The organism is Agrobacterium pusense (genome assembly GCF_013285525.1).
GTDB classification, from domain to species: domain Bacteria; phylum Pseudomonadota; class Alphaproteobacteria; order Rhizobiales; family Rhizobiaceae; genus Agrobacterium; species Agrobacterium pusense.
Genome location: NZ_CP053856.1, coordinates 2,747,807 through 2,774,405 on the forward strand (window position 1 = coordinate 2,747,807; position 26,599 = coordinate 2,774,405).

The 26,599-nt window shown below is 58.7% G+C and carries 30 protein-coding genes; 7 read left to right on the forward strand and 23 right to left on the reverse strand.

Features of this window, described 5'->3' with window-relative positions:
- Window positions 1-57 precede the first annotated feature (57 nt).
- Window positions 58-948: a LysR family transcriptional regulator gene (locus HQN82_RS13315; RefSeq protein ID WP_004439376.1), complete on the forward strand. Its 891-nt coding sequence runs from the start codon at window positions 58-60 to the stop codon at window positions 946-948.
- On the opposite strand, the gene HQN82_RS13320 is transcribed toward HQN82_RS13315, so the two are convergent.
- The 4 genes from HQN82_RS13320 to HQN82_RS13335 form a co-directional block, all read right to left on the reverse strand.
- Window positions 949-1,392 (reverse strand): GNAT family N-acetyltransferase, encoded by a 444-nt coding sequence (locus tag HQN82_RS13320; protein WP_112766062.1) that lies wholly within the window; start codon window positions 1,390-1,392, stop codon window positions 949-951.
- Entirely contained in the window at window positions 1,393-2,343 is a 951-nt protein-coding gene (locus HQN82_RS13325; RefSeq protein ID WP_112766063.1) for an aldo/keto reductase, read from the reverse strand.
- A gap of 107 nt (window positions 2,344-2,450) precedes the next feature.
- Entirely contained in the window at window positions 2,451-3,434 is a 984-nt protein-coding gene (locus HQN82_RS13330; RefSeq protein WP_112766064.1) for a GlxA family transcriptional regulator, read from the reverse strand.
- Window positions 3,434-3,994, reverse strand: a complete 561-nt coding sequence (locus HQN82_RS13335; protein WP_045533036.1) for an isochorismatase family protein — start codon at window positions 3,992-3,994, stop codon at window positions 3,434-3,436. The genes HQN82_RS13330 and HQN82_RS13335 overlap by 1 nt, the downstream gene beginning before the upstream one ends.
- Before the next feature lie 178 nt (window positions 3,995-4,172).
- Between HQN82_RS13335 and HQN82_RS13340 the strand changes: the two genes are divergently transcribed.
- The gene (locus tag HQN82_RS13340) at window positions 4,173-5,156 is read left to right on the forward strand and encodes a Gfo/Idh/MocA family protein (RefSeq protein ID WP_112766065.1); all 984 of its coding nucleotides are present in this window, start codon (window positions 4,173-4,175) and stop codon (window positions 5,154-5,156) included.
- On the opposite strand, the gene HQN82_RS13345 is transcribed toward HQN82_RS13340, so the two are convergent.
- Window positions 5,153-5,524, reverse strand: a complete 372-nt coding sequence (locus tag HQN82_RS13345; protein ID WP_112766066.1) for a hypothetical protein — start codon at window positions 5,522-5,524, stop codon at window positions 5,153-5,155. The genes HQN82_RS13340 and HQN82_RS13345 overlap by 4 nt on opposite strands.
- Before the next feature lie 13 nt (window positions 5,525-5,537).
- On the reverse strand, window positions 5,538-5,780 hold the full coding sequence (locus HQN82_RS13350; protein ID WP_173614961.1) for a hypothetical protein: 243 nt from the start codon (window positions 5,778-5,780) through the stop codon (window positions 5,538-5,540).
- A 188-nt stretch (window positions 5,781-5,968) separates the two neighbouring features.
- Here HQN82_RS13350 and xseA point away from each other — a divergent pair, with 188 nt between their 5' ends.
- Complete coding sequence (gene xseA / locus HQN82_RS13355; protein ID WP_072493846.1) at window positions 5,969-7,567, forward strand: exodeoxyribonuclease VII large subunit; 1,599 nt, start codon at window positions 5,969-5,971, stop codon at window positions 7,565-7,567.
- Here the strand turns inward: xseA and HQN82_RS13360 are convergent, their stop codons facing one another.
- The 3 genes from HQN82_RS13360 to HQN82_RS13370 all read right to left on the reverse strand — a co-directional run bounded on the left by HQN82_RS13360 (window position 7,568) and on the right by HQN82_RS13370 (window position 10,136).
- Window positions 7,568-8,770, reverse strand: coding sequence for a mandelate racemase/muconate lactonizing enzyme family protein (locus HQN82_RS13360; RefSeq protein ID WP_153776390.1), 1,203 nt, complete (start codon window positions 8,768-8,770; stop codon window positions 7,568-7,570).
- 53 nt (window positions 8,771-8,823) lie between these two features.
- The gene (locus tag HQN82_RS13365) at window positions 8,824-9,531 is read right to left on the reverse strand and encodes a FadR/GntR family transcriptional regulator (RefSeq protein WP_004439405.1); all 708 of its coding nucleotides are present in this window, start codon (window positions 9,529-9,531) and stop codon (window positions 8,824-8,826) included.
- A 104-nt stretch (window positions 9,532-9,635) separates the two neighbouring features.
- Window positions 9,636-10,136 carry a MarR family winged helix-turn-helix transcriptional regulator gene (locus tag HQN82_RS13370; RefSeq protein WP_173614962.1) on the reverse strand — a complete coding sequence of 167 codons (501 nt, stop codon included), beginning with the start codon at window positions 10,134-10,136 and terminating at the stop codon, window positions 9,636-9,638.
- Window positions 10,137-10,217: 81 nt separating this feature from the next.
- On the opposite strand from HQN82_RS13370, the gene pecM reads away from it, so the two are divergent.
- Window positions 10,218-11,081, forward strand: coding sequence for a 4-hydroxybenzaldehyde efflux transporter PecM (gene pecM / locus HQN82_RS13375; protein WP_173614963.1), 864 nt, complete (start codon window positions 10,218-10,220; stop codon window positions 11,079-11,081).
- A gap of 6 nt (window positions 11,082-11,087) precedes the next feature.
- Here the strand turns inward: pecM and HQN82_RS13380 are convergent, their stop codons facing one another.
- The 3 genes from HQN82_RS13380 to HQN82_RS13390 form a co-directional block, all read right to left on the reverse strand.
- Window positions 11,088-12,326 carry an aminopeptidase gene (locus HQN82_RS13380; RefSeq protein WP_173614964.1) on the reverse strand — a complete coding sequence of 413 codons (1,239 nt, stop codon included), beginning with the start codon at window positions 12,324-12,326 and terminating at the stop codon, window positions 11,088-11,090.
- A gap of 87 nt (window positions 12,327-12,413) precedes the next feature.
- Entirely contained in the window at window positions 12,414-12,887 is a 474-nt protein-coding gene (gene ybaK, locus HQN82_RS13385) for a Cys-tRNA(Pro) deacylase (RefSeq protein WP_173614965.1), read from the reverse strand.
- A 12-nt stretch (window positions 12,888-12,899) separates the two neighbouring features.
- Window positions 12,900-13,247 carry an ArsC family reductase gene (locus HQN82_RS13390; RefSeq protein ID WP_004439419.1) on the reverse strand — a complete coding sequence of 116 codons (348 nt, stop codon included), beginning with the start codon at window positions 13,245-13,247 and terminating at the stop codon, window positions 12,900-12,902.
- 234 nt (window positions 13,248-13,481) lie between these two features.
- Between HQN82_RS13390 and HQN82_RS13395 the strand changes: the two genes are divergently transcribed.
- Window positions 13,482-13,649 (forward strand): hypothetical protein, encoded by a 168-nt coding sequence (locus tag HQN82_RS13395; protein WP_003503889.1) that lies wholly within the window; start codon window positions 13,482-13,484, stop codon window positions 13,647-13,649.
- A 169-nt stretch (window positions 13,650-13,818) separates the two neighbouring features.
- Here HQN82_RS13395 and HQN82_RS13400 read toward each other — a convergent pair whose 3' ends face one another.
- A complete protein-coding gene (locus tag HQN82_RS13400) occupies window positions 13,819-14,535 on the reverse strand; it encodes a 2'-5' RNA ligase family protein (RefSeq protein ID WP_045533020.1) in 717 nt (238 codons plus the stop codon).
- A gap of 417 nt (window positions 14,536-14,952) precedes the next feature.
- On the opposite strand from HQN82_RS13400, the gene HQN82_RS13405 reads away from it, so the two are divergent.
- Together HQN82_RS13405 and HQN82_RS13410 are read left to right on the forward strand one after the other, a co-directional pair.
- The gene (locus HQN82_RS13405; RefSeq protein WP_173614966.1) at window positions 14,953-15,531 is read left to right on the forward strand and encodes a TetR/AcrR family transcriptional regulator; all 579 of its coding nucleotides are present in this window, start codon (window positions 14,953-14,955) and stop codon (window positions 15,529-15,531) included.
- A 139-nt stretch (window positions 15,532-15,670) separates the two neighbouring features.
- Window positions 15,671-16,159: a hypothetical protein gene (locus HQN82_RS13410; RefSeq protein WP_173614967.1), complete on the forward strand. Its 489-nt coding sequence runs from the start codon at window positions 15,671-15,673 to the stop codon at window positions 16,157-16,159.
- Window positions 16,160-16,229: 70 nt separating this feature from the next.
- Here HQN82_RS13410 and guaA read toward each other — a convergent pair whose 3' ends face one another.
- The 10 genes from guaA to HQN82_RS13460 all read right to left on the reverse strand — a co-directional run bounded on the left by guaA (window position 16,230) and on the right by HQN82_RS13460 (window position 26,565).
- Complete coding sequence (gene guaA, locus HQN82_RS13415) at window positions 16,230-17,807, reverse strand: glutamine-hydrolyzing GMP synthase (RefSeq protein WP_072493853.1); 1,578 nt, start codon at window positions 17,805-17,807, stop codon at window positions 16,230-16,232.
- A gap of 82 nt (window positions 17,808-17,889) precedes the next feature.
- Window positions 17,890-18,528 carry a 5'-methylthioadenosine/S-adenosylhomocysteine nucleosidase gene (locus HQN82_RS13420; protein WP_173614968.1) on the reverse strand — a complete coding sequence of 213 codons (639 nt, stop codon included), beginning with the start codon at window positions 18,526-18,528 and terminating at the stop codon, window positions 17,890-17,892.
- Complete coding sequence (locus tag HQN82_RS13425) at window positions 18,525-18,974, reverse strand: PaaI family thioesterase (protein ID WP_173614969.1); 450 nt, start codon at window positions 18,972-18,974, stop codon at window positions 18,525-18,527. Before HQN82_RS13425 ends, HQN82_RS13420 begins: the two co-directional genes overlap by 4 nt.
- A 133-nt stretch (window positions 18,975-19,107) precedes the next feature.
- Window positions 19,108-19,560, reverse strand: a complete 453-nt coding sequence (locus tag HQN82_RS13430) for a TspO/MBR family protein (protein WP_035206657.1) — start codon at window positions 19,558-19,560, stop codon at window positions 19,108-19,110.
- 51 nt (window positions 19,561-19,611) lie between these two features.
- The gene (locus HQN82_RS13435) at window positions 19,612-20,706 is read right to left on the reverse strand and encodes a DUF1513 domain-containing protein (protein WP_173614970.1); all 1,095 of its coding nucleotides are present in this window, start codon (window positions 20,704-20,706) and stop codon (window positions 19,612-19,614) included.
- Window positions 20,707-20,710: 4 nt separating this feature from the next.
- A complete protein-coding gene (locus tag HQN82_RS13440) occupies window positions 20,711-21,832 on the reverse strand; it encodes an imelysin family protein (protein WP_173614971.1) in 1,122 nt (373 codons plus the stop codon).
- A complete protein-coding gene (locus HQN82_RS13445; RefSeq protein ID WP_173614972.1) occupies window positions 21,832-23,355 on the reverse strand; it encodes a di-heme oxidoreductase family protein in 1,524 nt (507 codons plus the stop codon). Before HQN82_RS13445 ends, HQN82_RS13440 begins: the two co-directional genes overlap by 1 nt.
- Window positions 23,356-23,416: 61 nt before the next feature.
- Window positions 23,417-24,694: an imelysin family protein gene (locus HQN82_RS13450; protein ID WP_173614973.1), complete on the reverse strand. Its 1,278-nt coding sequence runs from the start codon at window positions 24,692-24,694 to the stop codon at window positions 23,417-23,419.
- Between the two features lie 154 nt (window positions 24,695-24,848).
- Complete coding sequence (locus HQN82_RS13455) at window positions 24,849-26,138, reverse strand: RsmB/NOP family class I SAM-dependent RNA methyltransferase (RefSeq protein WP_173614974.1); 1,290 nt, start codon at window positions 26,136-26,138, stop codon at window positions 24,849-24,851.
- Window positions 26,139-26,199: 61 nt separating this feature from the next.
- On the reverse strand, window positions 26,200-26,565 hold the full coding sequence (locus tag HQN82_RS13460; RefSeq protein WP_004439454.1) for a septal ring lytic transglycosylase RlpA family protein: 366 nt from the start codon (window positions 26,563-26,565) through the stop codon (window positions 26,200-26,202).
- Window positions 26,566-26,599 lie beyond the last annotated feature (34 nt).

Here is a 26,599-nt window from a genome sequence, read left to right on the forward strand (position 1 = left end):
GAGAGCAGCAAAAATAATCACTGCAAATCCGCGTGGGTTGTTCTATAATTTAGAACAATGAACCGTGTGCAACTCTCCCAACTGGCCGTTCTCTCCGCCGTTGCCGAAGGCCGGAGCTTTCGCAAGGCGGCTGCCGAACTCGGCATTGCCCCTTCCGCCGTCAGCCATGCGGTCTCGTCGCTGGAGGCGAGCCTGGGCCTGCGGCTACTTCACCGTACCACCCGCAGCGTTTCTCCGACAGAGGAGGGAAAGCGGCTTCTCGAAACCTTGGGTCCGGCGCTTGCCGATATCGACGCCGTCATCGATACCCTTGCCGAACAGGGCGGTCGACCCGCAGGTCCTTTGCGCATCACTCTCCCCAGACTTGCCGCTGAAGATCTTATTGTGCCCCGGCTGGGGGAATTCCTGCGGCTCTACCCCGAAATCTCCCTCGAAATTTCGACCGATGATCGCTTTGAAGATATTGTCGCAAAAGGTTTCGATGCCGGGCTTCGTCTCGGGGAACATCTCGATGCAGATATGATCGCCGTGAAAGCGAGCGGGGCCTGGCGTGGCGCGATTGTCGGCGCACCGTCCTATTTTGCGGAAAATCCGCCTCCCCGTGATCCGAGGGACCTCATCCGGCATCGCTGCATCCGCCGGCGTTTTGCGAGTGGATTGATCTATCGCTGGGAGCTGGAGAAAAATGGCAAAGCGCTTGTGGTCGACGTTCAGGGGCCGCTGATCCTGTCGGACCAGAGTCTCATTCGCCGGGCGGCGATAGACGGCGCAGGGCTTGCCTTCGTTTTTGAACAGCGTGTCGAAGACGATATAAGGGAGGGCAGGCTGATCCGCGTTCTCGAGGATTGGTGCGCGCCGTTTGATGGATTTTACATCTATTACCCCTCGCGCCGGCAGATGCGTCCGGCGCTGAGGGCCTTCGTGGATTTCTTCCGCTTCCGGGGGTGATCAGAAGGTGATGCGATAGCGGATATGGCCGTCGCTTTTCACGTAGCTGTCGTAGAGCTTCTGGGCGCGGTGATTGTCCTCACCGGTGTTCCAGTAAAGCCTAGACCAGCCCTTTTCCTTGCAGATAGCGATAAGGTCGTCCATCAACGCCCGGCCCGTCCCCTTACCGCGGATTTCGCCATCGACAAAAAGGTCTTCCAGATAGCAGTCAGGCGTTTTCACCCAGGTGGAATCATGGAAGTGGTGAATGGCGAAACCGGCCATGCGGTCGCCAAGCATTGCCACCCGCATCGAAACGCGCGAGGCGGGGTCGAGAATGCGCTCCCAGGTATGGTCGGTTACCTCGTCGGCGAGATCGACATCGTAAAAGGCGAGATAGTCGTTCCACAGGCGCAGCCAGTCCGCCCGGTCAGCCGGCTGCGCATCGCGAATTACAAGCTCCATTTATGCACCCGCCTTGTCGAGAAGCGTCATCATCTCATCCGTCAAGGTCAACTCGACGGCGCGTTTGAAGCTTTCGAGCTGGGACAGGCTGGTGGCGCTGGCGATGGGCGCGGTTATCGCCTTCTTTCTCAACAGCCAGGCCAGCGCAATATCTGCAAGCTTGGCCCCCGTTTCGACTGCCACCGCATCCATGGCCCCCAGAACGGCAAGGCCACGGGCATTGACATATTCGCCCACGCGATAGCTGCGGGCGACGCCCTCTGTATCGGCCTTGGCACGATATTTCCCGGTCAGAAAGCCGGCCGCTAGGCTGTAATAATTGATGACGCCAATCTCTTCCTTCTGGCAAAGCTCGGCAAGCGGGCCTTCGAAATCCTTGCGGTTATAGAGGTTGTATTCCGGCTGCAGCACGTCGTAACGCGGAAGATTATTTTTTTCTGCCGTGTCCAGCGCATCCTGAAGCTGGCCCGCGGAATAGTTGGAGCAGCCTATGGCGCGAATTTTTCCCTGTTCCTTCAGTTTTGCGAAGGCGGCAAGTGTTTCTTCCAGCGGCACGTCGGCATCCGGCTTATGCGCGAGGTAAAGGTCGATATAATCAGTCTGAAGCCGCTTCAGCGAAGCTTCGACGGCTTCGGCGATCCACTTGGCACTGAGACCGGTCTTCTGGCCGCGATTGTCGAAACCTACCTTGGTGACGATCACCGCGTCCTCGCGCCTGACGCCGGATTGTTTCAGCCACTTGCCGATGATGGCCTCGGATTCACCGCCCACATGCCCATCCACCCAAGCGGAATAGACATCCGCCGTGTCGATGGCGTTGAACCCCGCATCAAAAAAGGCGTCAAGCAGGGCAAAGGACGTCTTTTCATCCGCTGTCCAGCCAAACACGTTGCCGCCGAAGACGATGGGGGCGATGGAGAGGCCGGTGCGGCCGAGGCTTCGTTTTTCCACGGGGAATGCTCCTGTTGCTGTCTTATCGCAAGGTTAGCAACTGCCCGCCGGCATAACCATTCAATTCCTTTGATGGCAATCATCAGGCTGCGGGAGGTCCGAGATTATCAGGCGTGAAAGCCGCGATAGTGGCTGGGCGGATACCGGTTATGCTGCTGCCAGACCCGCCGCAAATGCCGGGCGGAGGCAAAACCCGCCCGTTCGGCAATGGCCTCCATATCAAGGCGGCTGTTTGCGAGAATATCACGGGCGAGGTTGACCCGCATCAGGTTGACATAATCGATGACGCTGATGCCGGCATGCTCGCGAAACAGACGTGAGAGATGCCTTTCGCTGAGCGCGGCGATATCCGCTAGCCGCTCCAGCGACCAGTCCTGCGCCGGTTCGGCCATTACGCGGTCCTGCACCCGGTGAATGGCGGGATGGATGTGGTTGCGGCCTGTGAGCCAAGGGGAGATTTGCGGATCGTTACCGCTACGCCTGAGATAAACCACCATGGTTTTGGCGATGCGTGCCGCAACCGCAGGCGATGTCAGCCGGGAGACCACATGCAGCATCAGGTCGATGCCGGTGGAAATACCGGCGCTGGAGAAACGGTTGCCGTCCTCGACGAAAAGGCGGTTTTCGGCCACCTGTGACAATGGCGCAATGCGGCGTAGCCCCTCTAGACAGTCGGCATGGGTCGTGCAGTTGCGGCCGTCGAAAAGGCCCGCTTCGCCCGCCAGAAGCGCGCCGGAGCAAATGGAAATCACCGTGGTGTCGGGACGCACTGCACGGCGCAGCCATGTCGCCAGCGCCTGCCGCTCACGCTGCGTTCCCGGATCACTGTCGAAGCGTGATGTGCTCCCGGAGATCAGTAGAAGAGCATTTTCCGGCAACGTCGCCGGCAAGCTCTCAAGCCGGGCAAGCGCAAGGCCAATGGAAGTTTGTTGCTCGTCGCTCGCAGCAATGTACCGGCAGTCAAAATGAATGTCGCGCTGTTCCCCGTTGGCATAACGGATCACCTCAAGCGGGCCGGCTATATCGAGCAACAGCGCATGTGGCGGCACAAGCGTATAAAAGGGAACGACGCGGGTGCCGCCCTCATCCATCAGGCGGCCTCTTTGATGGTTGCAAGCACGTCGCTGACAGTTGCGATGCGCGCGAAGCGGCCAGCCAGCACCAGTTCGGTTCGCTTGCGGATATCTTCCGCACTGAAAACGGTGCCGGAAGCATGTGTCATCGGGAAAGTCAGCGTCGCTTCGCTGACGTAGTCGACTTTGTAACCAAGATCGGAAGCGTGCCGGGTCGTGGTTTCGCAGCATTGCTCGGTACGGATGCCGGAGACGATCAATCGGTTGATGCCCTTCTCAGTCAGCCAGATTTCAAGACCGGTGCCGGCAAAGGCCGAATGGCGGTTCTTGTGAAAGGTGACATCTGGGGTAATTCTTACGCCCTCAAGTGCACGGATGTAACCGCTGTCTTTTGAGAAGGCCTTGTCACCATCGACATGGAAGATCTGCACAACGGGAATACCAGCAGCTTTGGCGCCATCGATGAGCGCCTGCTGTTTCTCAAGATAAAGCGTGAGGCCGCTTTCATCAAAGTAGGGGGCGTGACGAAAGGATTCCTGAACGTCGATGACAAGCAGCGCGGTGTTGGAAGAGGACATTTCACGGTTCTCCGTTGGGTTCATGTCTAGCATCATTTCCCTTTTGATATACGTATAAAAGCAGCCAGACCGACAATGACCGGACAAATCCGGCCATTCTTTATCAGTCGCGCTGCCGCGGCTTGCCAGAGTGTGTGGCGGTGCTAAGTTTCCAGGAATGACAGAACGGGAGAACGGAATGCTGCGCTTCGGAATAATCTCAACGGCGAAAATCGCTCAGGACCACGTTATTCCGGCGATACAGGATGCACAGAACTGTGTGGTCAGCGCCATCGCCAGCCGCGATCCTGCCAAAGCGCGCGCGGTGGCCGATCGCTTTTCAGTGCCCTACGCTTTCGGCTCCTATGAAGAAATGCTGGCTTCTGATGTCATCGACGCGGTTTATATTCCGCTTCCCACCTCGCAGCATGTGGAATGGACCGTCAGGGCGGCTGATGCCGGCAAGCATGTTCTTTGCGAAAAGCCGATTTCATTAAAGGCCGAGGAGATAGACGCCCTTATCGCCGCGCGCGACCGTAACGGCGTTATCGTATCCGAGGCCTTCATGGTGGCCTACGCTCCGGTCTGGGCGAAGGTGAAAGAACTGCTGGCTTCGGACGCAATTGGTTCGCTGAAACACGTGCAGGGCGCTTTCACCTACTTCAACCGCGATCCCGGCAATATGCGTAATATTCCCGAACTGGGCGGCGGCGCCCTGCCGGATATCGGCGTCTACCCGACGATCGTGACGCGTTTTGCCACCGGTGCGGAACCGAAACGTGTGCAAGCAACCGTCGAACGCGACAGTGAATTCGGCACGGATATCTACGCTAGCGTCAGGGCCGATTTCGGCGGTTTTGAACTGAGCTTCTATCTGGCGACACAACTCGCCTCCCGCCAGCTCATGGTCTTCCATGGCACGGACGGTTACATCGAGGTAAAGTCGCCCTTCAACGCCAATAGGTGGGGTGCGGAAGAGATCGAGTTAACCAATCAGACCCATAACGCCTCGCAAATCTTCCGGTTTCAGGACAGCCGTCAGTACAAGCTGGAAGCAGAGGCCTTTGCCCGTGCGGCGAAAGGTGAGGGCGACGTCGTCACGTTGGAAAGCTCAAGGAAGAACCAGCTTTTCATCGACGCCATCTACCGGGCGGCGGAAAAGGACGGCTGGGAAACGGTTTAGTCTCGCTCTTGCCGTTGCCTTTGAAGCCGCCAATAGCCGTAAAGCGCCAGCACCAGTGCCGCGAATGCTGAAAAGACAAGTGGCACGAGCGGTTGCACCAGAGGGGTGCGCCATTGCAGCAGCGCAAAAAGCCCGACGCTGACAATACGTGAGGTAAAAGTTACGGCGTTCATCAAGAAACCGTTCGGCCTAACTGATGCCTCAGCATTGACCCGGTTCAGCCGCCAGCTTGTTGCGAGCCCCGTTGCCGCGCCGGGCACGCGGGCGACGAGCGGAGCAACGCCGAGATAGAGCATAAGCAGGCAGGTAACGATGATGTCGGCGGCCAGCCCGCAAATCTCGGTAAGGGCAAAGCGCGGAAGCCTCAAGGCCGGGGGGCTTTTAGAGGGTTGGCTGAGTGAAACGCGGGCGCTGCAGCACGAGAAGGCTGATAACGACACCGACGACACCGAAATTGTAACCGGCGAGTGCCAGAAGCAGCGACATCAGCGGTACGGCCGTGGGAGAAAGTGCGATCGCCACGCCATAGGCACCGATAATCATCATGCAAATGAAAACGATGCTGAAAACCGAACGTAACGCAACTGCGGTTACGCCAAGCAATGTGGCGGTAAGAAAAATCATGATGCCGCCTCCTCTTTGGTTGCCGGGCCTGGGACAGACGTAACGCCGTCTTCCCTAACGAACCCTTGTTTTCTCCTCCATTCCCCATTTTCCTAACTCGGTAGTTGAGGATATGGTTTCATCGCGGTTAAAAAAGCGCTGGCCGGCGCTGGCATTTCCGAATCGACGGCTTTTGGTTACAAACAGGCATGAGCGATATCTTCTCCCACGCCGCATTGAGCAATCTTGCCGAATTCTCGGTCTCCGAACTGTCGGGCTCCATCAAACGCACGGTGGAGACGGCGTTCGAACAGGTGCGGGTGCGGGGCGAAATTTCTGGTTATCGTGGGCCGCATTCGTCAGGACACGCCTATTTCTCACTGAAGGATGATCGTGCCCGCATCGATGCGGTGATCTGGAAGGGCACCTTCTCGCGGCTGAAATTCCGCCCGGAAGAGGGCATGGAAGTCATCGCCACCGGCAAGATCACCACCTTTCCCGGTTCCTCGAAATATCAGATCGTCATCGAAAACCTTGAGCCTGCCGGCGCCGGCGCGCTGATGGCGCTTTTGGAAGATCGCCGCCGGCGGCTGGCGGCGGAAGGGCTGTTCGATCCGGCCCGCAAGCGCCGCCTGCCTTTCATGCCGCGCGTCATTGGAGTTGTGACCTCGCCAACGGGCGCGGTCATCCGCGATATTCTCCACCGCATTTCGGATCGTTTCCCGGTCCATGTCGTCGTCTGGCCGGTCAAAGTGCAGGGCGAAGGCTCGGGTGAGGAGGTGGCGAACGCCATTCGCGGCTTCAACGCGCTTCAGCCCGGCGGCGAGATTGCCCGCCCCGATGTAATGATCGTTGCGCGCGGCGGCGGCAGCCTCGAAGACCTCTGGAGCTTCAACGACGAAATCGTCGTGCGCGCCGCTGCCGAGAGCGAAATCCCGCTGATTTCCGCCGTCGGACACGAGACCGATACGACATTGATCGATTATGCCGCCGACGTGCGCGCCCCGACGCCGACGGGAGCCGCCGAAATGGCGGTGCCGGTGCGGACGGAACTCGAAGCGCAGCTGTCGGGCCTCGCTGCCCGCCTTTCCGGTTCGGTCTTGCGGCAGATGGACAATCGCCGTCAAGGTGTGCGGGCGCTGGTGCGCGCGCTGCCTTCGCTCGATCAGCTTCTTGCTTTACCGCGCCGCCGGTTCGACGAAGCCGCGAGCGGTCTCGGTCGCGGATTGGAAATAACAGCTCTCAACAAGCGCCGTGCCTTCGAACGTTCTGCCTCGGGTCTCAGGCCGGAAACCCTGTTGAACGGTCTCAAACACCACAGGCAGCGGATTACTGAACGTATGCACCGGGCTGAGACCCTTGTGGAACGCCGCCTGTTGCAGGGCAAGGGCCGCGTTGATGCTTTTGATTCCGCGTTGCGTTCGCTCCCCGCCCGACTTCTCGGCCAAGTGGAGCGGCAGAAGGAACGCATCGTCAGCGCGTCTCGCCGCGCCGATACCGCCGTGTTGCATCGCATGGCGCAGAACCGTTCGGGTCTCGCCGCCCATGATCGTATCCTGCAATCGCTGTCCTATAAGAACGTGCTGAATCGCGGTTATGCGGTGATCCGCGATGATGAGAACCGGCCGCTGACTCGCGCGGCGGCTATCGCGTCAGGCGCTGTTGTCTCTATGGAATTTGCTGACGGTCGCGTCTCCGCCATCACAACGGGAGAGGGGACGCCGTCCCCGGATACGCCCGTCGCGTTGAAAAAGAAGCCGGTAAAACCGGCTTCTTCGGACCCTGGCAATCAAGGCAGCCTGTTCTGATCAGATTGATGCCGCATCTGAAAAACGGCGGCTGACGGTGAAGGTCTTTTCGATATCGGGATGCAGCTCCATGCCGAGGCCAGCGCCTGGCGGCACGGTGATCATGCCGTTCTTCACTTCCGGCAATGCGGTCACGAGATCGCGATACCAGGTCTTGTAGAAGGCACGCACGCTTTCCTGCACCAGCGCATTCGGCGCATTGAGCGACAGATGTGTGGAGGCGCAGAGCACCACCGGCCCGGTGCAATCATGCGGGGCGACCGGCAGATGCCAGGCTTCCGCCATCGAGGCAATCTTGCGCGCTTCGGAAATCCCGCCGCACCAGCTGATATCAAGCATCACCACACCGGCAGCACCTGTCTCGAGCAGGTCGCGGAAGGCCCAGCGGGAACCCAGCGTTTCGGACGCGGAAATCGGTGCGGGCGAAACAGCGGCATACCGCGTCAGGCTGGAAAGGCTGTCCATCTTGATCGGGTCTTCATGCCAGAAGGTCTGGTATGGCGTGAGCGCCTTGGCGATCTGCATGGCGGGCAGAAGCTGCCACATGGAGTGAAACTCCACCATGATATCCATCTTGTCGCCCACCGCTTTGCGGATTTTTTCAAACGGCTCAAGCGCTGCCTTCAGGTCCGGCATCGAGATATATTGCCCGCGCGTCTTCTCCGCCGCTGCATCGAAAGGCCAGATCTTCATGGCCGTGATGCCGTCTTCCAGCAGCGAATGGGCAAGCTCGTCCGCGCGATGCAGGAAGCCGTTCAAATCGTCATAATCCTTGCCACCGGAGAGGCCGTAATTGGCCGTGTGCTGGCCGGTGGCTTTCTTGATATATTCCGTGCCCGCGCAGGTATTGTAGGTGCGGATTTCCTTGCGGCTGAAACCTCCGAGCAGCTGGGCTATCGGCTGGTTGGTGGCCTTGCCGAAAATATCCCAAAGCGCAATATCGAATGCCGAATTGCCGCGCACTTCCGCACCGGATGAGCGGAAGCCGAGATAACCGACGAGATCCTGCGCCAGAAGGTCGATCTGCAGCGGATCGCGGCCGATGACCCTGGGTGCAATATATTCATGCACATAGGTCTCCACCGTCTCGGCGCCATAAAAGGTTTCGCCAAGCCCGGTAATGCCTTCATCCGTATGGACCAGAACCCAGAGCAGGTTTGCCCGTTCCGCCACGCGGACGGTCTCGAGTTTGGTGATTTTCATGAAGTATCTCCTCCAGAGGCAGTCAGTTTCCGTCTGGGACTGCGTTGAAAAAATCAGGCGATGCCGGCCGCCAGAAGCGCGTGAACGCTTTCATCGAAATGACGCGCCATCAGCGTTGAAGCGGTTTGCGGGTCACCGGCGGCAATGGCCTGTCCGATGGCGATGTGAAGTTCGCCTGCAGCATGTCGCTGTGCATCGGATGTGCGGCTTTTCCAGCCGATCGGCCACGTCTGGCGCGTTACATTCTGAAAGGCGCCGAGAATGAGTTCAAAAACCGGGTTCTTGGAGGCTCTTGCAACAGCAAGGTGAAAAGCCAGATCATGTTCCATGACCTTGTCATTGTCGCCAAAGTCCCGCTCCATGTTGTTGGCATGGTCGAGAATGGTGAGCGCTTCCGCATCCGTTCGTCTGAGCGCCGCGAGCGTCACGGTTCTGACCTCGATCGTGCGGCGCACATCGTAGATCTGCTGAATGTTGATCTGCTCAGTGTGAATGCCATGTTCGAACATCAGCGACATCGCACCATGATCCAGCGTCGCCACCGTAGCGCGTTTGCCGGCGCTGACATCGATCAGCCGCATGGCCGATAGGGACCGGAAGGCCTCACGGACGACGGTGCGGGAAACGCCGAGCTGCTGCGAGAGCGAAAGTTCGCTGGGGAGCTTGGCGCCGGGCGCAAGTTCGTTTTCGCGGATATGACGGGTGATCGCGCCGATCGTGCTGCTGACGAGACCGGATTCATGCGAAATGGCACTTAACATTTTTCCTCCAACCTGTAGTACAGGTTTACGGAAAATTGCTTACAGGATTTTTGGGCGCGAAACAAGCGGCATCACGGAGCATTATGTTTGCCAGGCGGAAATGCCTATGCTTCGAAATCCCGTAAGAACCGTTTCAGCAGCTGGTTCAGCGTCGTGCGCTCTTCCTCGCTCAGACTGGCGACCAGACGGTGCTGGTTTTCGACATGTGCACCGACCGCTTCCTCGACAATGGAAAATCCCGGTTCTGTTAACGATATCAAGACGCTGCGCCGGTCATCGGGATTATGTATGCGCTTCACAAACCCAGCTTTTTCGAGCTGGTCGATGCGGTTGGTCATGGTGCCGGAGCTTACCATTGTCATCGCCAGCAGATCGCCGGGGGAAAGCCGGTAGGGTGATCCGGAACGCCGTAATGTCGCTAGAACATCGAAAGCGGAGGAGGAAAGACCGTGCTTCAGCAGCACGGTCTCCACCTCTCGCGCTAGATGGGTGGTGAGACGGTTCAGGCGCCCCAGCAGCGCCATGGGTTCGACATCGAGATCGGGCCGCTCCCTGCGCCATTGCGCCAGAATGTGATCGACGCGGTCAGGTGGTTCTTTGCTCATCATCAAGGCATAACAATTTGTATCTTGACGTCAAGATAAAATCACTTAGGATGCATTTGTCTTGATATAGAGATTCTTGAAATGAAGAAAAATACAGCCTATGCCGCCGATGTGCTGACGACTTCTCTTGCTCCCGCTATTTGGGGCACGACCTATTTCGTCACGACTGAATTTTTGCCTCATGGATACCCTCTGCATGTCGCCATGCTGCGCGCATTGCCGGCTGGCGTGTTCCTGCTGCTTTTCGTGAGAACACTGCCGCACGGTATCTGGTGGCCACGCAGCCTCATTCTCGGGGCGCTGAATTTCTCGTTCTTCTGGGCGATGCTTTTCGTTTCGGCCTATCGGCTGCCCGGCGGCGTGGCGGCAACGGTGGGCGCGGTCCAGCCCCTGATCGTGATTGGCCTTTCCCGGCTGTTTCTCGCGAAACCGGTCCGGCCGCTGGCTATCACGGCCGGCTTTCTGGGTATTGTCGGTGTGGCGCTTCTGGTTCTGGCGCCGGGGGCTGCGATGGATGGTATCGGCGTGGCGGCAGGCCTTGCCGGTGCCGTGTCCATGGCTTTTGGAACAGTGCTAACCCGCAAATGGCGTCCGCCGGTGTCGAATCTGACGTTTACCGCCTGGCAACTGACAGCCGGTGGTATCCTGCTGCTGCCGGTCGCGTATTTTTTTGAACCCGCACTGCCGACGCCGACGGCCGCCAATATTCTCGGCATGGCCTATCTGGGTCTTATCGGCGCTGCCTTGACCTATTTTCTGTGGTTCCGCGGACTTGCCCGCATCGAACCTTCCGCCGCCGCATCGCTTGGTTTTCTAAGCCCGGTCGTTGCAACCCTGCTCGGCTGGCTGGCGCTCGGCCAAAGCCTCACGCCAGCGCAGATCGCAGGTTTCGTTGCGGTGCTCTTCAGCATCTGGCTCAGTCAGCGCAGCCAGTTGCCGAGATAGGTGTCGTCAGGCCCATTCGCCCTTGCGCATGACAGGAACCGTGGAGCCATCCGGCCTCACGCCATCGATATCCACCTTGTCGGAACCGATCATCCAGTCGATGTGGATCAGGCTGGAATTGCCGCCCTGCGCCTTGATCTGATCCTGCGACAGCGACGCGCCGTCGAGGAAGCATTTCGAATAGCACTGACCGAGCGCGATGTGGCACGAGGCATTTTCATCGAACAGCGTGTTGTAGAACAGGATGCCGCTTGCCGAAATCGGCGAGGAATGCGGCACCAGCGCCACTTCACCGAGGCGCCGCGCGCCTTCGTCAGTGTCGAGTACCTTGTTCAATACAGCTTCGCCCTTCGAAGCCTTGGCTTCGACGATACGTCCACCCTCGAACTTCACCTGGATATCGTCGATCAGCGTTCCCTGATGCGACAGGGGCTTGGTGCTGGAGACGTAACCGTCGACGCGCAACGCGTGCGGTGTCGTGAACACTTCTTCGGTCGGGATATTGGGGTTGCAGGTGACCCCATTCTTGGCGGTGGAGGCGCCGCCATGCCATTCGTGGCCGTCCGCCAGGCCGATCTTCACATCCGTGCCAGGGCCGGTGAAATGCAGTGAAGCGAAACGTTCGCCATTCAGCCACGCCGAGCGCTTGGCAAGGTTGGCATTGTGCTCAGCCCATGCGGCGACCGGATCAGCCAGATCCACCCGCGAGGCAGCGAAGATGGCCTCGGCTAGCCTGCGGACGGCTTCGTCTTCCGTCACGTCGGGAAACACCTGCTTTGCCCAGGAGGGGTTCGGATAGGAGATGATGTTCCAGTTGATGTCGAAGTTGGAAATCTTCTCCAGCGCCGGCTTATAGGCGGTGGAGTTTGCTTTATTGGCGCGGGCAACCTTGGCGGGGTCCTGTTCGGCCAGCAGCATGGGGTTATCGCCGGCAATTGCCAGCCGCGCCGCGCCGTTCGAATAGGCCTTTGCCATGCCATCATAAAGCCAGCCGGAAGCCCGGTCGAAATTGGCGTCGCTCGCATGGCGATAGCGGGCAAGCGTGGTTTCTTCGTCGGAGTAAAAGGTGGTAACCAGTCCGCCGCCCGCCATATAGGCATGTTTTGTCAGCAATCGCACCAGCGGCAGCGCTGCCAGCGGCGCGGTAATCACCAGATCCTGATCCTTCTGCAATTGCAGACCGACCTTGATGGCGACTTCGGCCAGTTTTTCGAGTTTGACGGGATCGATGGGGGAAACAGTCATGATCTGCCTTCGTCTATTTCAATCGGAGGCGCCGACCATAGCCCATTCCTCCTGAAAGCCAAACGCTTTCAGGCGCGCCCCTGCGCCTCAATCGGCGACCAGCGGTGCGGCAATGGCCTTCAGTGCCGTTTGGGCATCTCGGGGAGAAAGCCTCACCTGCAAGCCGCGCTGCCCACCATTCATGTAGACATAATCATGCGTCATCGCTTCGGCCTCGATGGCCGTAGGCACCTGCTTCTTCTGCCCGAAAGGGCTGATGCCGCCGACATGGTAACCGGTGGCACGCTCGGCATCGGCAGGTTTCATCATACTGGCGGATTTGCCTCCGAAAGCGGCCGCAAGCCTCTTCATGCTCACCTCACGATCCGAAGGGACGACGACACAGACCGGCTTGCCGTCCAGCTCCGCCATCAGCGTTTTCAGCACCAGATGCGGTGGCTCGCCGATCGCCTCGGCCGCCTGCAGGCCAATGCGGTCTGCATTCGGGTCGTAATCATAGGTAACGGTGGTGAAGGCGACGCCCGCCTTGTTCAGCATCTGGGTGGCGCGGGTTTTGGACATGGCAGATTGCAGTCACGCAAAAAGAGTCTGGTAGGTTTCAGGCTTGAAACCGACGGTTATCTTGCCCTTCGCCTCCAGCACCGGACGCTTGATCATAGAGGGCTGCTCCAGCATCAGTGCAATGGCCTTCTCGCGGCTCAGGCCAGCCTTCTGGCCGTCATCGAGTTTTTTGAAGGTCGTACCGGCGCGGTTGAGAACCATTTCCCAGCCCGCGGCATCGCACCATGTCTCCAGATGGGCGCGGTCAATGCCCGAGGCCTTGTAGTCATGGAAAGAATAGTCGACGCCATGGGTTTCCAGCCAGCTTCTGGCCTTCTTCATCGTGTCGCAGTTCTTGATGCCGTAAATGATGATCGTCATGCTGCCAGCCTCTTTGTGTTCAAGCTTTCCGGCATAACAAAATATCCGCCTTATTCAACCCGCCGGCTGAGGCGCCCTGCGTCCTTTTGAAGACGCCAAGCCTGAGCCATGCGAAATCGCAATGGCTGATATCCGAACGAGCGCGAGCAAAGCTGCATGGCTTCCCTGCTACATCATGAGTTGTAGAACGGTGCGGAAATGCCCATTATCTGGGCATCAAAGATGGAGAGAAAAATGCGTCAGGTTGCAAAGACATCGCGTAACTTCTTCGGTGAAACTTTCGCCGTTCTCGGTGCAGCGCTCTCGGTTTCGGCCGCTGTTCGCGCGCATCGCAAGCCCGCCCGTGCCGATCTCGAAGCCCTCGGCATCGATGGCAAGGCTTTCGACAAGGTTCAGCTCTAAGCTGGTTATCGTTCCCGGCGAGGCGGCACCGCCTCGCTCGCGCCGGATACCGGAACACCTGGTTCTCGGCGGGCGCTACAAACTGCGCTTTTGTTGGCGCATCCTCTGCGTCTAACAGCAGTTTGGCAGCTAATGCTAGGCATGTATGCCGTGCTTTTTCACGTAAGCGTTATCGTGCCGCCATCTTGTGCGCCGACCGCTTCTGCGGCCTGAATATTTTTTCCGGCAGATATAATTGACTTTCCGGCTGCTCATAGCGGTCCGCTTTCGCCGAAAGCGGGAAGCGCCCGAGAGATTCGTGCCGCGTCTCTCCATTATGGCTGAAGATGAGTTCGAAGCTGCCCGCCAGCCAGCTATATGGTTTTTCAACAGGCATGATGTCGATTTTCCCGCAGCCATAGACCACGGTGAGATGCGGCGTGAACGACGATGCGGCAACAAAGGGCAGATTGGCCCGCCAAAGCGCGCGCTGCACCATCTTCGCCAATGCTCTGAGCTCCAGCATCTCGCGGCGGCTGCTTAGCGCCAGACAGCTGCGATTGCCGAAAAGCGAGCTGCCATCGAACGTAATCGGAACGGGACGCGCCCTTATTTCCCCCAGTGCCGCCTTCAGCCGGTTCGCAAAACCGCGAGGCACGGTGTCGAAACACCCGACGCAAAGGAGGGTGATATGCAGAAGCTCGGCTGGATGGGCCGCCCGCTTCGTCCGCCCGGCGGCATGGCACGATGCATCGGTGAAAATTCTCTCCGCCAAGGCCACGGGCGGCTTCAGCACGATTAAGACCTTGTTGCCAAATCGCGGATTGACCCGTCGCTGCTTCTCCAGATCGAAGCCTTCGAGGAAAAGTTGCCCTGACCCTCCATTATCCGTCAACTCGAAACTCACGACGATGCTCCACGGCCTTTGCTCAAGGCCGCAATATTATCATCGCCGAGGAAAATTGGAAGAACAAAAAGCGAACAAAACTTCACCATATGCCGGGCAATATTCGATACGGCCTTTCGCGAACGCAATCCGTATGAACCGGCAACTCGGTCTGGAGCAGACGATCTTCCCAGCTGGTCCGCGGGACCAACATTCCGCTAGCCAAGGTGGCGGGAAGCAGGGCCAACCAACAAGCCAATGCGAGTGGCATGTCGATGGGGCCAGGCAATGACGGGGCAATGGCTGAGGGCATGCCTTTCTTTTATGGTTCTCCGCCTGTGATCGTCGGGGTCGATCCTCGTCCGGATCCCATCGCCGGAGCTTATTCACTGCGAAAAACGTGTTTGACATTCTACCTACTAGTTGGTAGGTAAAAGCATGAAAAGCTCTAAAACCAAAGCCGATGACATTCTCCAGTGCGCCCGGACCCTGATTGTGAGAGGGGGCTATAATAGTTTTAGCTATGCCGATATTTCCCATGTAGTCGGCATTCGCAACGCGAGTATCCATCACCATTTTCCCAGCAAGGCGGACTTGGTCGCGAAACTGGTGTCACAGTACAGGCACGAGGCCGAAGCCGGTATCGCCGCGCTGGCGCAGCACATTCCAGATCCGCTGGAGCAGCTTCGCGCCTATATCGGCTATTGGGAGCGCTGCATCGCCGATGCAACCCACCCCTTCTGCGTCTGTGCGCTGCTTGCCGGCGAAATACCGATTCTTCCCGAAGCGGTCGTTTTCGAGGTGCGTGCGCATTTTCGGAGTCTCTCGGACTGGCTTACAGCCGTGCTGGAGCGCGGCGCTTCCCAAGGGCGCCTTGCACTAACCGGCACAGCGCGGGTCAATTCTGAGATGTTCATGGCCACCGTGCACGGCGCAATGCTCTCAGCGCGCGCACATGGCGATGCCGCAAGCTTTGGCGCCATAACCCGCCCGATGCTGGAGCGCATCACCGCTTGAACTGCATCTTGCGAGGGGCGTCGACGCATGACCCAAACGAGACCGACCGATCAACTAATGACGCTGCTCTGGCAGACACGCCAGCGACAATCTGCGTTCCGGACCACCCCATCTTTCAGGAAGAGAAAGGCAATTTCGCATGTTCGGTATTTCTTCGCTTGGCTGGATCCACACGCTCGGCAGTCTGCCCGCCATTCCCGCGGCCATTTTCATGTTTACCCGTTACGGTCGCATCGTCCCCCGATCCACGCCCGGGGCAATCTACTTTGTGTCCATGCTGATTGGCGCTGCAACTGTCTTTCTTGTGGCGCATCAGCCAATCAGCTACGTCGTTGGCGTCCTGACCATCCTGTTCCTGCTTGCAGGCTACGGTATCGAACGCGTTCTGGGTTCAACGCGTATCGCCAGATATATTGAAACCATCTGTCTCAGCATTACCGCGTTTCTGTTGATGGTCCCGACGGTGAGTGAAATTCTGCGCCGTGTTCCCGACGGTCATCCGATAGTGACAGACCTGAAATCGCCGCTGCTTCTCGGCGCCCAGGCAGGATTGCTGGCGATCCTCGTGGCTGGCCTGACTGCCCAGATGATCTATCTCATCCGACAAAACAAAAACGCCGCGAACTAGTCGCGGCGTCGTCTTTCTTCTTTAGATACGGTGGCGTTGCGGCAGCAATCTCACCGTATCGAGTATGGTCCTATTCCCATTCGATCGTGCCGGGCGGCTTGCTCGTGACATCGTAGACGACACGGTTGATGCCGCGCACTTCGTTGATGATGCGGGTTGCCGCACGGCCGAGGAAGTTCATGTCGTAGGGATAGAAATCCGCAGTCATGCCGTCCACCGAGGTCACCGCGCGCAGCGCACAGACGAAGTCATAGGTTCGGTAGTCGCCCATGACACCAACAGTCTGGACCGGCAGCAGCACGGCGAAAGCCTGCCAGATGGTGTCGTAAAGACCGGCCTTGCGGATCTCGTCGAGATAGATCGCATCCGCTTTACGCAGGATATCGAGCTTTTCACGGGTAATCGCACCGGGGCATCGGATCGCAAGACCCGGACCGGGGAAGGGATGGCGGCCGATGAAGCTTTCCGGCAGGCCGAGTTCGCGGCCAAGAGCGCGCACTTCATCCTTGAAGAGTTCACGCAGCGGCTCGACGAGCTGCATGTTCATGCGCTCGGGAAGACCGCCGACATTGTGGTGGCTCTTGATGGTCACCGAAGGGCCGCCGGAGAAGGAGACACTTTCGATGACGTCGGGGTAGAGCGTGCCCTGCGCGAGGAAGTTCGGAGCACCCTTGCCATCGGCGGCAATCTTGGCCGCTTCGGCCTCGAAAACCTCGATGAACAGACGGCCGATGGTCTTGCGCTTCACTTCCGGATCGGAAACGCCGGAGAGTTCGCCGAGGAACAGGTCGGATGCGTCCACATGAACAAGCGGAATATTGTAGTGGTCGCGGAACATGCCGACGACCTGTTCGCTTTCCCCAAGCCGCATCAGCCCATGATCGACGTAAACGCAGGTCAGCTGGTCGCCGATAGCCTCATGAATGAGAATAGCTGCAACCGAAGAATCGACGCCGCCTGAAAGTGCACAGAGCACCCGGCCGGTGCCGACCTGCTCGCGGATCTTGCGGATCATCTCGGCGCGATAGGCCGCCATCGTCCAGTCGGATTTCAGACCAACGATCTTGTGCACGAAGTTTGACAGCAGCTTGCCGCCATCGGGCGTATGCACCACTTCCGGATGGAACATGGTGGAGTAATAGTGGCGCGTCTCGTCCGCTGCGATGGCGAACGGTGCGTTTTCGGAGGTTGCGATGACCTCGAAACCTTCCGGCAGCTTCGTCACGCGGTCGCCATGGCTCATCCACACCGGGTAGCTTTTGCCCTGCTCCCAGAAGCCTTCGAACAGCGGGCTAGCCTTCTTGATGTCGATATCGGCGCGGCCGAATTCCGCCGCATGGCCGCCCTCGACAACGCCGCCGAGCTGTGTGCACAGTGTCTGCTGGCCATAGCAGATGCCGAGGATCGGTACCTTGCTGTCGAACACTGCCTGCGGCGCGCGCGGGCTTCCTTCCGCCGTGACAGATGCGGGGCCGCCGGAGAAGATCACGCCCTTGGGCTGAAGTTTCTCAAACGCCTCTGCGGCATTCTGGAACGGGTGGATTTCGCAATAGACCCCGGCTTCGCGGATGCGGCGCGCAATCAGCTGCGTCACCTGGCTGCCGAAATCGATGATGAGAATGCTGTCGGGATGGGCTATCTGGGTCATGGCGAGCCTTTAAAGAAAATGGCGGCTTTAGGCAACCCGGAAGCGGGTGGCAAACGGTAGAAAATCGCGAAAATCGCAAGGTTCAGAGGGCTATCGCGCCGTCTTCGATAGCGCGACAGAGCCGGTCAACGGCATCCGCCAGTTTTTCATCGATGATGTGCAGATACTCGGTCCAGTCATTCACGTGTTTCACATCGGCCTTGCCGTCGGAAATACCGCGCAGGCCAATCAGCGGTAAACCGAAACGCTGGCATGCTCTTAAAACTGCATATGTCTCCATTTCCACCATATCGGCGTCGATCAGCCTATAGGCCTCGCCGGAAACGACGTTGGCGCCGGTGGAAAGCCGCGCCCCGGCAACGTCGGGTATCCGCAATGGCAAGGCCACCTCCGCCGGCAGGTCGAGAAACGGTGTGCAACCCTTCGCAAAACCGAAGGGAGAGGCATCCATGTCACGATAAGAAACCGACACTGCCTGGTAGATTGCGGTCTGTTCGAGGGTGCGGGAACCGGCGGAGCCGAGCGAAACGACGAGGTCGGGCAGATGGTCAGCCGCATCGAGACCAGCAAGAACGGCCGTCACCGAAATGGCCGCTTCAACCGGGCCGACGCCGGTCATCAGGGGCGTAATGCGCGCCTGAAGGTGGGGGCCGTATTCGGCAGAAGCCGCCATGACGAAAAGAATGGATTTATCGGCGACGTGCGAAAGCCGGTAGCTCATCCGGTAATATCCTCGCGTCCTTTCACCACCATCATCGTGCCCGTCATTGAGGCGATCAGCTTTGCCGGCCCATCGGACAGGGCATAGGCGCGACCATCGGCGACGATAAGATTATTGCCGGGCTTGATGATCTCGCCGCGAAACAGAAACCGCTCGCCGCGTCCCGGCGACATGAGGTTCACCTTGAACTCGATGGTCAGCAGCGAGGCTTCCGTCTCAATGATCGTATAGGCGGCATAGGTGCAGGCGGTATCCAGACAGGCGGCGATGACACCCGCATGCAGTATGCCGTGCTGCTGCGTCAGCTTTTCATGAAAAGGGAGTTCGATTTCCACCAGCCGGTGTTCGATACGGCTGATTTCGGCGTTAATCGCCTGAACCACGCCCTGCCGCGCAAAGCTTCTTTCTATCCGCTGACGAAAATCGCCGGGATCAGTGATCTCCATGGCCTGCCTGCCTGCTTCTGCCTCATCGCAAACTGACATGGCGCGGGGCGGCAGGCAAGACAAGGGCGATGCGGCAAATTAGAGAAATTAGGAAAAATCCAGCGCGCTTTTCCTTTGGAAATGCGCAAGCACTTTAGTTAAGCATGCCGATGCTTGCGTTGAGCACCGTCGCAAAGGCGACCCACACGGCATAGGGTACGAAAAGCCACATTGATATGCGGTCACGACGATAGGAAAGCGCTATAAAGGCAAGAATGCTGATCAGCATTGGGATGATGACAATCAATGCGCCAGCCGGACTCTGCATGCCGAAAAAGATCGGCGACCACAGAAAGTTCAGTACCATCTGGGTGAACCAGAGCCGCATGCGCGTTCCCATCGGCTTGCGAATCCATGTCCGCGCGCCAGCAACGCCGATCAGCACGTAAAGCGCGGTCCAGACAGGCCCGAAAATCCAGTTGGGCGGATTGAAGAAAGGCTTCTGCAGCGATTGATACCATTCGCCGGGCACATTGTTGACGCCGATCAACGCCCCTACGGCAACAACGACAACCACAAAGACAATATAGATCGCAAGATTTCTCATGATCGGTCCAATGCGCCGGTTGGGCTTTTGTTCCCCTGTTTTTTCAATATTTTAGCCGGATAGCCGCACGATGTGCTGGTCCCATGCCACATCGCTGCGCCGGGTTCCGAAAAACCCCTGATAGGACGAAACCGCGATGCCTCTTAAGGCGGGCGCAACACCTGCCGCGTCCCGCACTGTCGTCTCGGAAACCACACGCTCGGTTTTTGCATCCAGCGTCACGGCGGCGTTGCCGTTGGGCGAGGTCAGGCCAACCAGCTGATCGCGCCGGTTGACGGCGATGGCACCCACATAATTGGCAAGGCGGACCGTTGTTTCTTCCGGTAGATCCACAAAGGTTACATCCTCACCCCTAGAGAAATGGCCGACAAGTGGCGGAAGATCGTTGCGCGGTCCTTCATACTGGCAGGCGAACCAGATGCGCCCGTCATCCCCGATATCGACATGACGTGTGGATAGCTGCCGCAGTCCGTTCGGCATCGCGTGTTTCTGAATCAAATGGCCGGTTGCGACGTCCAGCAGCACGAGAGAAGGTTGCATCCTGTCAAGGTTGAGCTTGGTGCGGCCGAAATCCGGATGGGTTTCGATACCACCATTGGCGATGATGATCGTTCGCCCGTTGTCGCTCACCGTCATGTCATGCGTGCCGACGCCATGCGCGTCATATTCGCCGATGCGTATGAAGCCGTTTCTGGCGTCATAGAGCCCGATAACGCCACGATTGCCGTCGAAGTCGTTTTCGCTGGCATAGAGGATCGACCCATCTGGCGAAAACTGTCCATGACCGTAGAAATGGCGGTTTTCCGGCGTGTGCATCACGATCGGTTCGCGATGCCCCCCGGGGTCGAAGGCCATAAAGAATGTCCCCGGCCGGCGGGCAAAGGCCACGGTCATGCCGGTCGCGCGGCTCGTCGCCATTCCATGGGCGCGGGCAGGAAGCGTGACGCGGTCGATGATCTCGCCGCCCTCGCTCACCGTCGCAATGCCGTAGGACCCGTCACGGGCGCGGAAGGCAGACGCAAAGACCGCGTCTGTCCGCTCAAGCGCATAAAGTGAACGGGGAGCCAAGGCGGTGAGGAAGGAAACTCCCGCCGCTTTGATGAAGCTGCGCCGATCTATCAGTGTCCGCCTGGTGCCGGAGATCATCGGCTCAATCCCCATCGGCGAAAGAGAAGCCGGAACTGAGGCCAATCGCGCCGCCATATTGATCGTTTAACCGGTAGATAAGGTCTTTGCCGTTCAGCAGAAGATAATCCACCTTCGCTCGCTGATCGTCCTGATCCAGCGCCTTTTGCACATCTGCATCGATTGTCCCGGCCACGCGGATCATCGATTTGGCAATGAAGTCGATGGAATTTACGATGGAGCGTTGGTCGGGTGGGACGAGTTCGGCCATATCGGCGGTATGCAGCAGTGTCTGAATGGCCTTGATGTTTGTGGAGATGCTTCTCCATGTCAGGCCAGACCGCCAGTAAATGGCGGTGCGGGGAAACGTCGCCTTGTCCGGCCCCTTGTAAAAGGTCTCGATCCGCTGGTCGCGGATCGCCTCGGCGCCGTGCACCAGAATGCCGAGCAGGGCAACCAGCGCCTCTCGTTCGTCGCGGAAGACGGGGTTATCAGGCCCCGGCTGCGTCCAGTTTTTCTGTGCGCCATCGGCCGCGTTCCAGCTATCGGAAAGCTCTGCCGCGACATCGGCGATATTGCCGGCAATGGCGGCTCCGAAACGGCAGCGGAAATCGCCCTTCTTATCAAGAAGTTCGTCCGCGCCGGTGCCGTAGAGAATGAATTCCAGGGCGCCCAGCCCCTGTGCGGCAACGCTCTTGCCACTCAGTCCTTCAGCGGTTGTAACGCTTTCATCCTTGTCGGAAAGGTAACGCTGAACCTGTTTCAGCCCGAGCCCCTTCTTGTCGGGATAATAAAGGACGCGCTCGAAACGGTTCTGTTCGATGACAGGGCCGACACGCACGATCTCGATGGTCGACCAGCTTGAGACGGTATCGGCAAAGGCGTCCTTCGCCGTCTTCTCCGTCGTAGCAGAAGGCGCCGCGCAGAAAGCCTTCATGCTGTCCTCCAGCGTCTCTGCGGAGCGTCGGAAGTGGTCGTAGCCGGGTCGGATGAAGCCGGTCACTGCCTTTTCCATGACGCCGCGCACCTGTGCGGGGTTGAGCGGTGGCGGCGGCATCAGTTCCACATCCTGGGCCATGGCCGGCTGTGTGGTCAAAAGCATCAGCATGGATATGAGGCCGGAGATTTTTCGCATGGCTTTTTTCATTAAAGAGACTCCAGAAAGGCCAGCAAAGCCTGCCGGTCGGATTTTTTCAAGACGGCAAAGGCGTCGCGCGCTTTCTGCCCTTCGCCGCCATGCCATAATATCGCTTCCGTCACGCTGCGTGCGCGCCCGTCATGTAGGTAAAAACCATTGCCATTCACGCGTTCTGTCAGACCTATGCCCCAGAGAGGCTGGGTCCGCCAGTGTCGTCCGCTTGCTTCGCCCACCTGTTGGCCATCGGCAAGCTCCTCTCCCATGTCATGCAGCAGAAAATCGGAATAGGGCCAGATAAGCTGAAACGCATGCATCGGATCGGCGGCATCGCGTCGGGTGACGAATTTTGGGGTGTGGCAGGCCGTGCAGCCCGAGGCGTAAAAGAGTTGCTTGCCCCGCAGCACCATCGGCTCACCGACATCACGCCGTTGCGGCACGGCGAGGTTTTCAGTGTAGAAGGTCACGAGATCGAGAACCTGATCCGGCGCCTCCACTGGCCCGAGCCGCGGTTGCACGCCCGTTGGCATGGCGAGACATTTTTTCTGCCTGTCGGTACAGTCGCCATAGGCATTCGGCGCATCCGGTGTGGAGATGCCGATATCGTGGGAGAAAGCGCTTGCGCTCTGGTCGCGTACGCTCGCGTTCTGAGCTTTCCAACCAAACCTCCCGAGTTTCGTTTCGCCGGTGCGATGATCCTTGACCCAAGCGGGACGCCCTTGAATGCCGTCCCCATTCTTGTCGTCCGGATCGGCGTTGGCCAGAATATCGGTGTCGCTGATAGCTTCTATCAAGCCAAGCCCAAGGGTCGGCATGGCAATGCGTGCTGACAGCGAAGTATCGGCGCCGAGCGGGCCATATTTCAACTCTGCCACGACATAATCAGGCTGTCGCAACGTCACCATCTCGCCATCCGCCAGGGACACCCGCTTTTCCGTATAGGTGATGACAGCCTTGCCCTCGGCCTCAAGGCCGGGAATGGCAAGATTCTGAAGCTGCCGTCCATAAGTGTCGTCAGGAAAGTTCAACACTTCATGGCGCGCGATTGCCGTGCGTTCCGCCTCGTCTCTAGCCGGCCTTGCCAGCCGTAGAAACAGGGAGACGGCGTCTTCGCCGGCAAGAGGCGGACGGCCCCTGCCATCCTTCACATGGCACGTCTGGCAGGATCGGGCGTTGAAGAGCGGCCCCAAACCGTCTGAAGCCTGCGTGGAAGAAGGAGAAGAGACCCACAATTTCTGAAACAGCGCGTTGCCGAGCTTAAAATCCTGCCTCCGCTTCGGGGGCATGGTGGCTGAAGGATGGGAAAACGCGTTGCTGTCAGTTCTGTTGGTATTGGTCGACGCCCCGCCAGACATGGCTTCGAAAGGCTCCGGGCCGGTAAAATCGATCACCGGAGCGGTGACTGCAAGAACGCGGTTTCTGTCATTTTCCGTCAGATCGTCACGCAAGGATGCGGCAAGCGTCGCCGTCGCCAAAAGACAGGCTGCCCCGGCGAATAAGAACGGCCTACGGATCGGCGACAGAGACGTTTCCATGAAAGTCAAACGCGTGTGGGGAGGAACAGGCCGCAGTCTCCCTGCGGCCCGTTCTTGCCGTTTATTTGAAAACGGCGTTCGGATTATCGAGGCTGGCGGATCCTTCGAGGTCAATCTTGCCGAGATCGAGCGCTGCAATGACGCGTTCGACCGATTTCGTCTGGTCGAGGAGGCCATCGATGGCGGCCTGAACCACGGCGTTGCCTTCCTTGTTGCCCTCGCCAATCATCTGATCGTAGGCCTCAACCGTCTGAGCGCGCTTTTCCATCGCGTGCATGGCATTGAGCGTCTTGTCCAGCTTCACCAGCATCTCGTCGTTCAACGCCTTGTCTTTGGCGCCGACCAGTTCCGAGAGCGACGCGCCAGTCATCTTCGTTCCGTCCACACGGGTATAGTCGCCGGTATAGGCCGAGGCGATGCCGATCGCGTCGTTGAGATGCGAATTATAGGTATTGTCGGAGAAGCAATCATGCTCCTCTTCCGGATCGTGCAGCAAAAGGCCAAGTTTCATGCGTTCGCCGGCCAATTCACCATAGGAGAGCGAGCCCATGCCGGTGAGAATGGCGGTGAGGCCTGCCTTCGGATCGCCTTCCAGCGTTTTGGTTGCTTCGCCTTCCGGCGCCCAGGCGTCGACCATCTCCTGCAGATCCTTGATCAGCAGGGTGGAGGCGGATTTAAGGTAATCGGCGCGGCGGTCGCAATTGCCGTTCGTGCATTTCGCCTTGTCATAATCGGTGTAAGGGCGGTTGCCTGCCCCCGGCCCGGTGCCGTTCAGATCCTGGCCCCAGAGCAGGAATTCGATGGCGTGGTAACCTGTCGTCACATTGGCTTCGACATCGCCCGCCTCGTGCAGGCTTTCGATGAGTTCCGGGGTGATCTTGGAGGCGTCGACCTCTTCACCACTGATCTTGATCTTCGGGTTGGCGATGATATTCGCAACATAAAGCTCGTTTTCGTCGCTTTCCGTGCCATAGGAACCATCGACGTAGTCGATCAGGCCTTCGTCCAGCGGCCAGGCGTTCACCTTGCCTTCCCAATCGTCAACGATCGGGTTGCCGAAACGATAGACTTCCGACTGTTGATAGGGAACACGTGCCTTGATCCAGGCTTCCCGCGCGGCCTTTAACGTTTCTTCGCTCGGTGTGGCGATCAATGCGTCGACGGCCTTATCCAGCGCCTTCGCTGTGATCAGCGAATCCTCATATTTCGCATGTGCGACATCGGCATAGTGCTTGACAATAGCGGCCGCGTCTGTGGCAGCCTTTGCAGGAACCGCGGTGAAAGCCGCCGATGCGGCAAGAAGCGCGAAAGAAGCGCTGAGAATGGTTTTGCGGATCATGATCCCTCTCCTTGAGCAGGCATGAAATAACTTCACGCTGCGGCAAGCGAGTTCTGACCCAATCACAAACTTGTGTCAAACATTCTAGTTTAGAATGCTTTGAAACAAGCCCGTACTGTATTTCTCAGGTAAAATCCCTGGATGCAAAATGCTTTTATGCTCTGCGTTTCATCAGGCAGAAGAAGAAACCGTCCGTATCTGTGGTTGCAGGCGTGAGCGTCACTGTCTTGCCGTCGGAAGAATGCGGTTTGTTGGCATTGCTGCCGAAAGTCGTTTGCCACCGCTCCAACGCCGAACCAATGGCAAAATCTGGATTTTGCTCACAGAAGCGACGGACCTGCTGTTCGTTTTCTTCGGGAAGCACCGAACAGGTTACATAGAGCAGCTCTCCGCCCGGGCGCACGAATCCCTTGGCCTGCGAAAGTGCCTCGCCCTGCTGTTGCACGCGCTCTTCCAGATTGCGCGCGGTCAGCCGCCATTTGGTGTCGGGGCGCCGCCGCCATGTTCCGGTTCCGGTGCAGGGGGCATCGACGAGAACGCGGTCGAATTTTTCCTGAAACGGCGTGAGGCCCGATGGACGGTCATGAACCTGCACATTACGCGTGCCAGCCCGCTTCAGCCGTTCGATGATCGGCGCGAGGCGCTTGCGGTCGGCGTCGAAGGCGTGGACCTGACCCTTGTTGTTCATGCTGGCAGCCATGGCCAGCGTCTTGCCGCCGCCGCCTGCGCAATAATCGAGGATCTGATCACCCTCATGCGCGCCGGCGAGATCGGCGACGATCTGCGACCCCTCGTCCTGCACTTCGAACCAGCCCTTCTGAAAGGAGAGTTCGGCGGTGACGTTCGGCAGGCGGGATGGGCCTTCGCCTGCGGCAATGCGAACACCCTGACGGGCGATGTGCGTGGCCTCCGCGCCGCTTTCCTCAAGAACCTTCAAAACCTTTTCACGGGTCGCCTTCAAGGTGTTGGCACGCAGATCGAGAGTAGGGCGCTCATTGAGCGCCTGAGCCTCAGTCAGCCAGCGCTCCCCGAATGCGGCCTCGAAGGAAGATTGCACCCAATCGGGAATGTCGCCCTGAACATGGGCCGGCGCCTCGGCGAGGGAACGGGAGAGAAATGCCTGCTGTCTTTCAGCGTCCGGTGCGGCAGGCGCGAATTTGTCACCATCGAATTCCGCTGCCAGTTCCGTGAAGCTCTTGCCCCATTGACGCAACAGAACAGCGTAGCCGAGTGAGGTGGCGCTGTCGTCATCCATCAGCCAGGCGTGCGACAGTTTCATGCGCAACGCATCATAGACAATGTTGCCGATCGCGGCCCTGTCGCCCGACCCGGCGAAACGATGGGCAAGGCCCCAGTCCTTCAGAGCATCGGCGACGGGACGCCTGCGTCCCTCAATATCCGCCAATACTTCGATTGCTCCGGCCAAACGCCCGCCTAATCGCATTGTCTACCTCGTTTTCCTGACAAGTCCGGTTGGTAGACGCGAATGGCGGCGAGGGCAAGGCTCAATCGGCTTTGACGACCTCGTAGCAGACCTTGGCAGTGCCGGAGTTGATCATGCCGATGTTTTTGGCCGCAGCCTTGGAAAGATCGAGAACGCGACCCTTGATAAATGGCCCGCGATCATTGATGCGAACGACAACGGCCTTGCCGTTGCGCGCGTTGGTAACCTTGACCTTGGTGCCGAACCGCAGGGAGCGGTGGGCGGCGGTCAGGTTGGCGGCGTTCATACGCTCGCCAGAAGCAGTCTTGGAGGTCAACGCATACCACGATGCGCCTCCACAACCATTTGCCGCATTCGCCTGAAGAGGCGCGATGATGGAACAGGCGGCGATAGTTGCAGCGGTGAAAGTTATACGACGGATATTCAAAACAGTGCTTCCCTGAAAATCGGCCCCGCGCCGA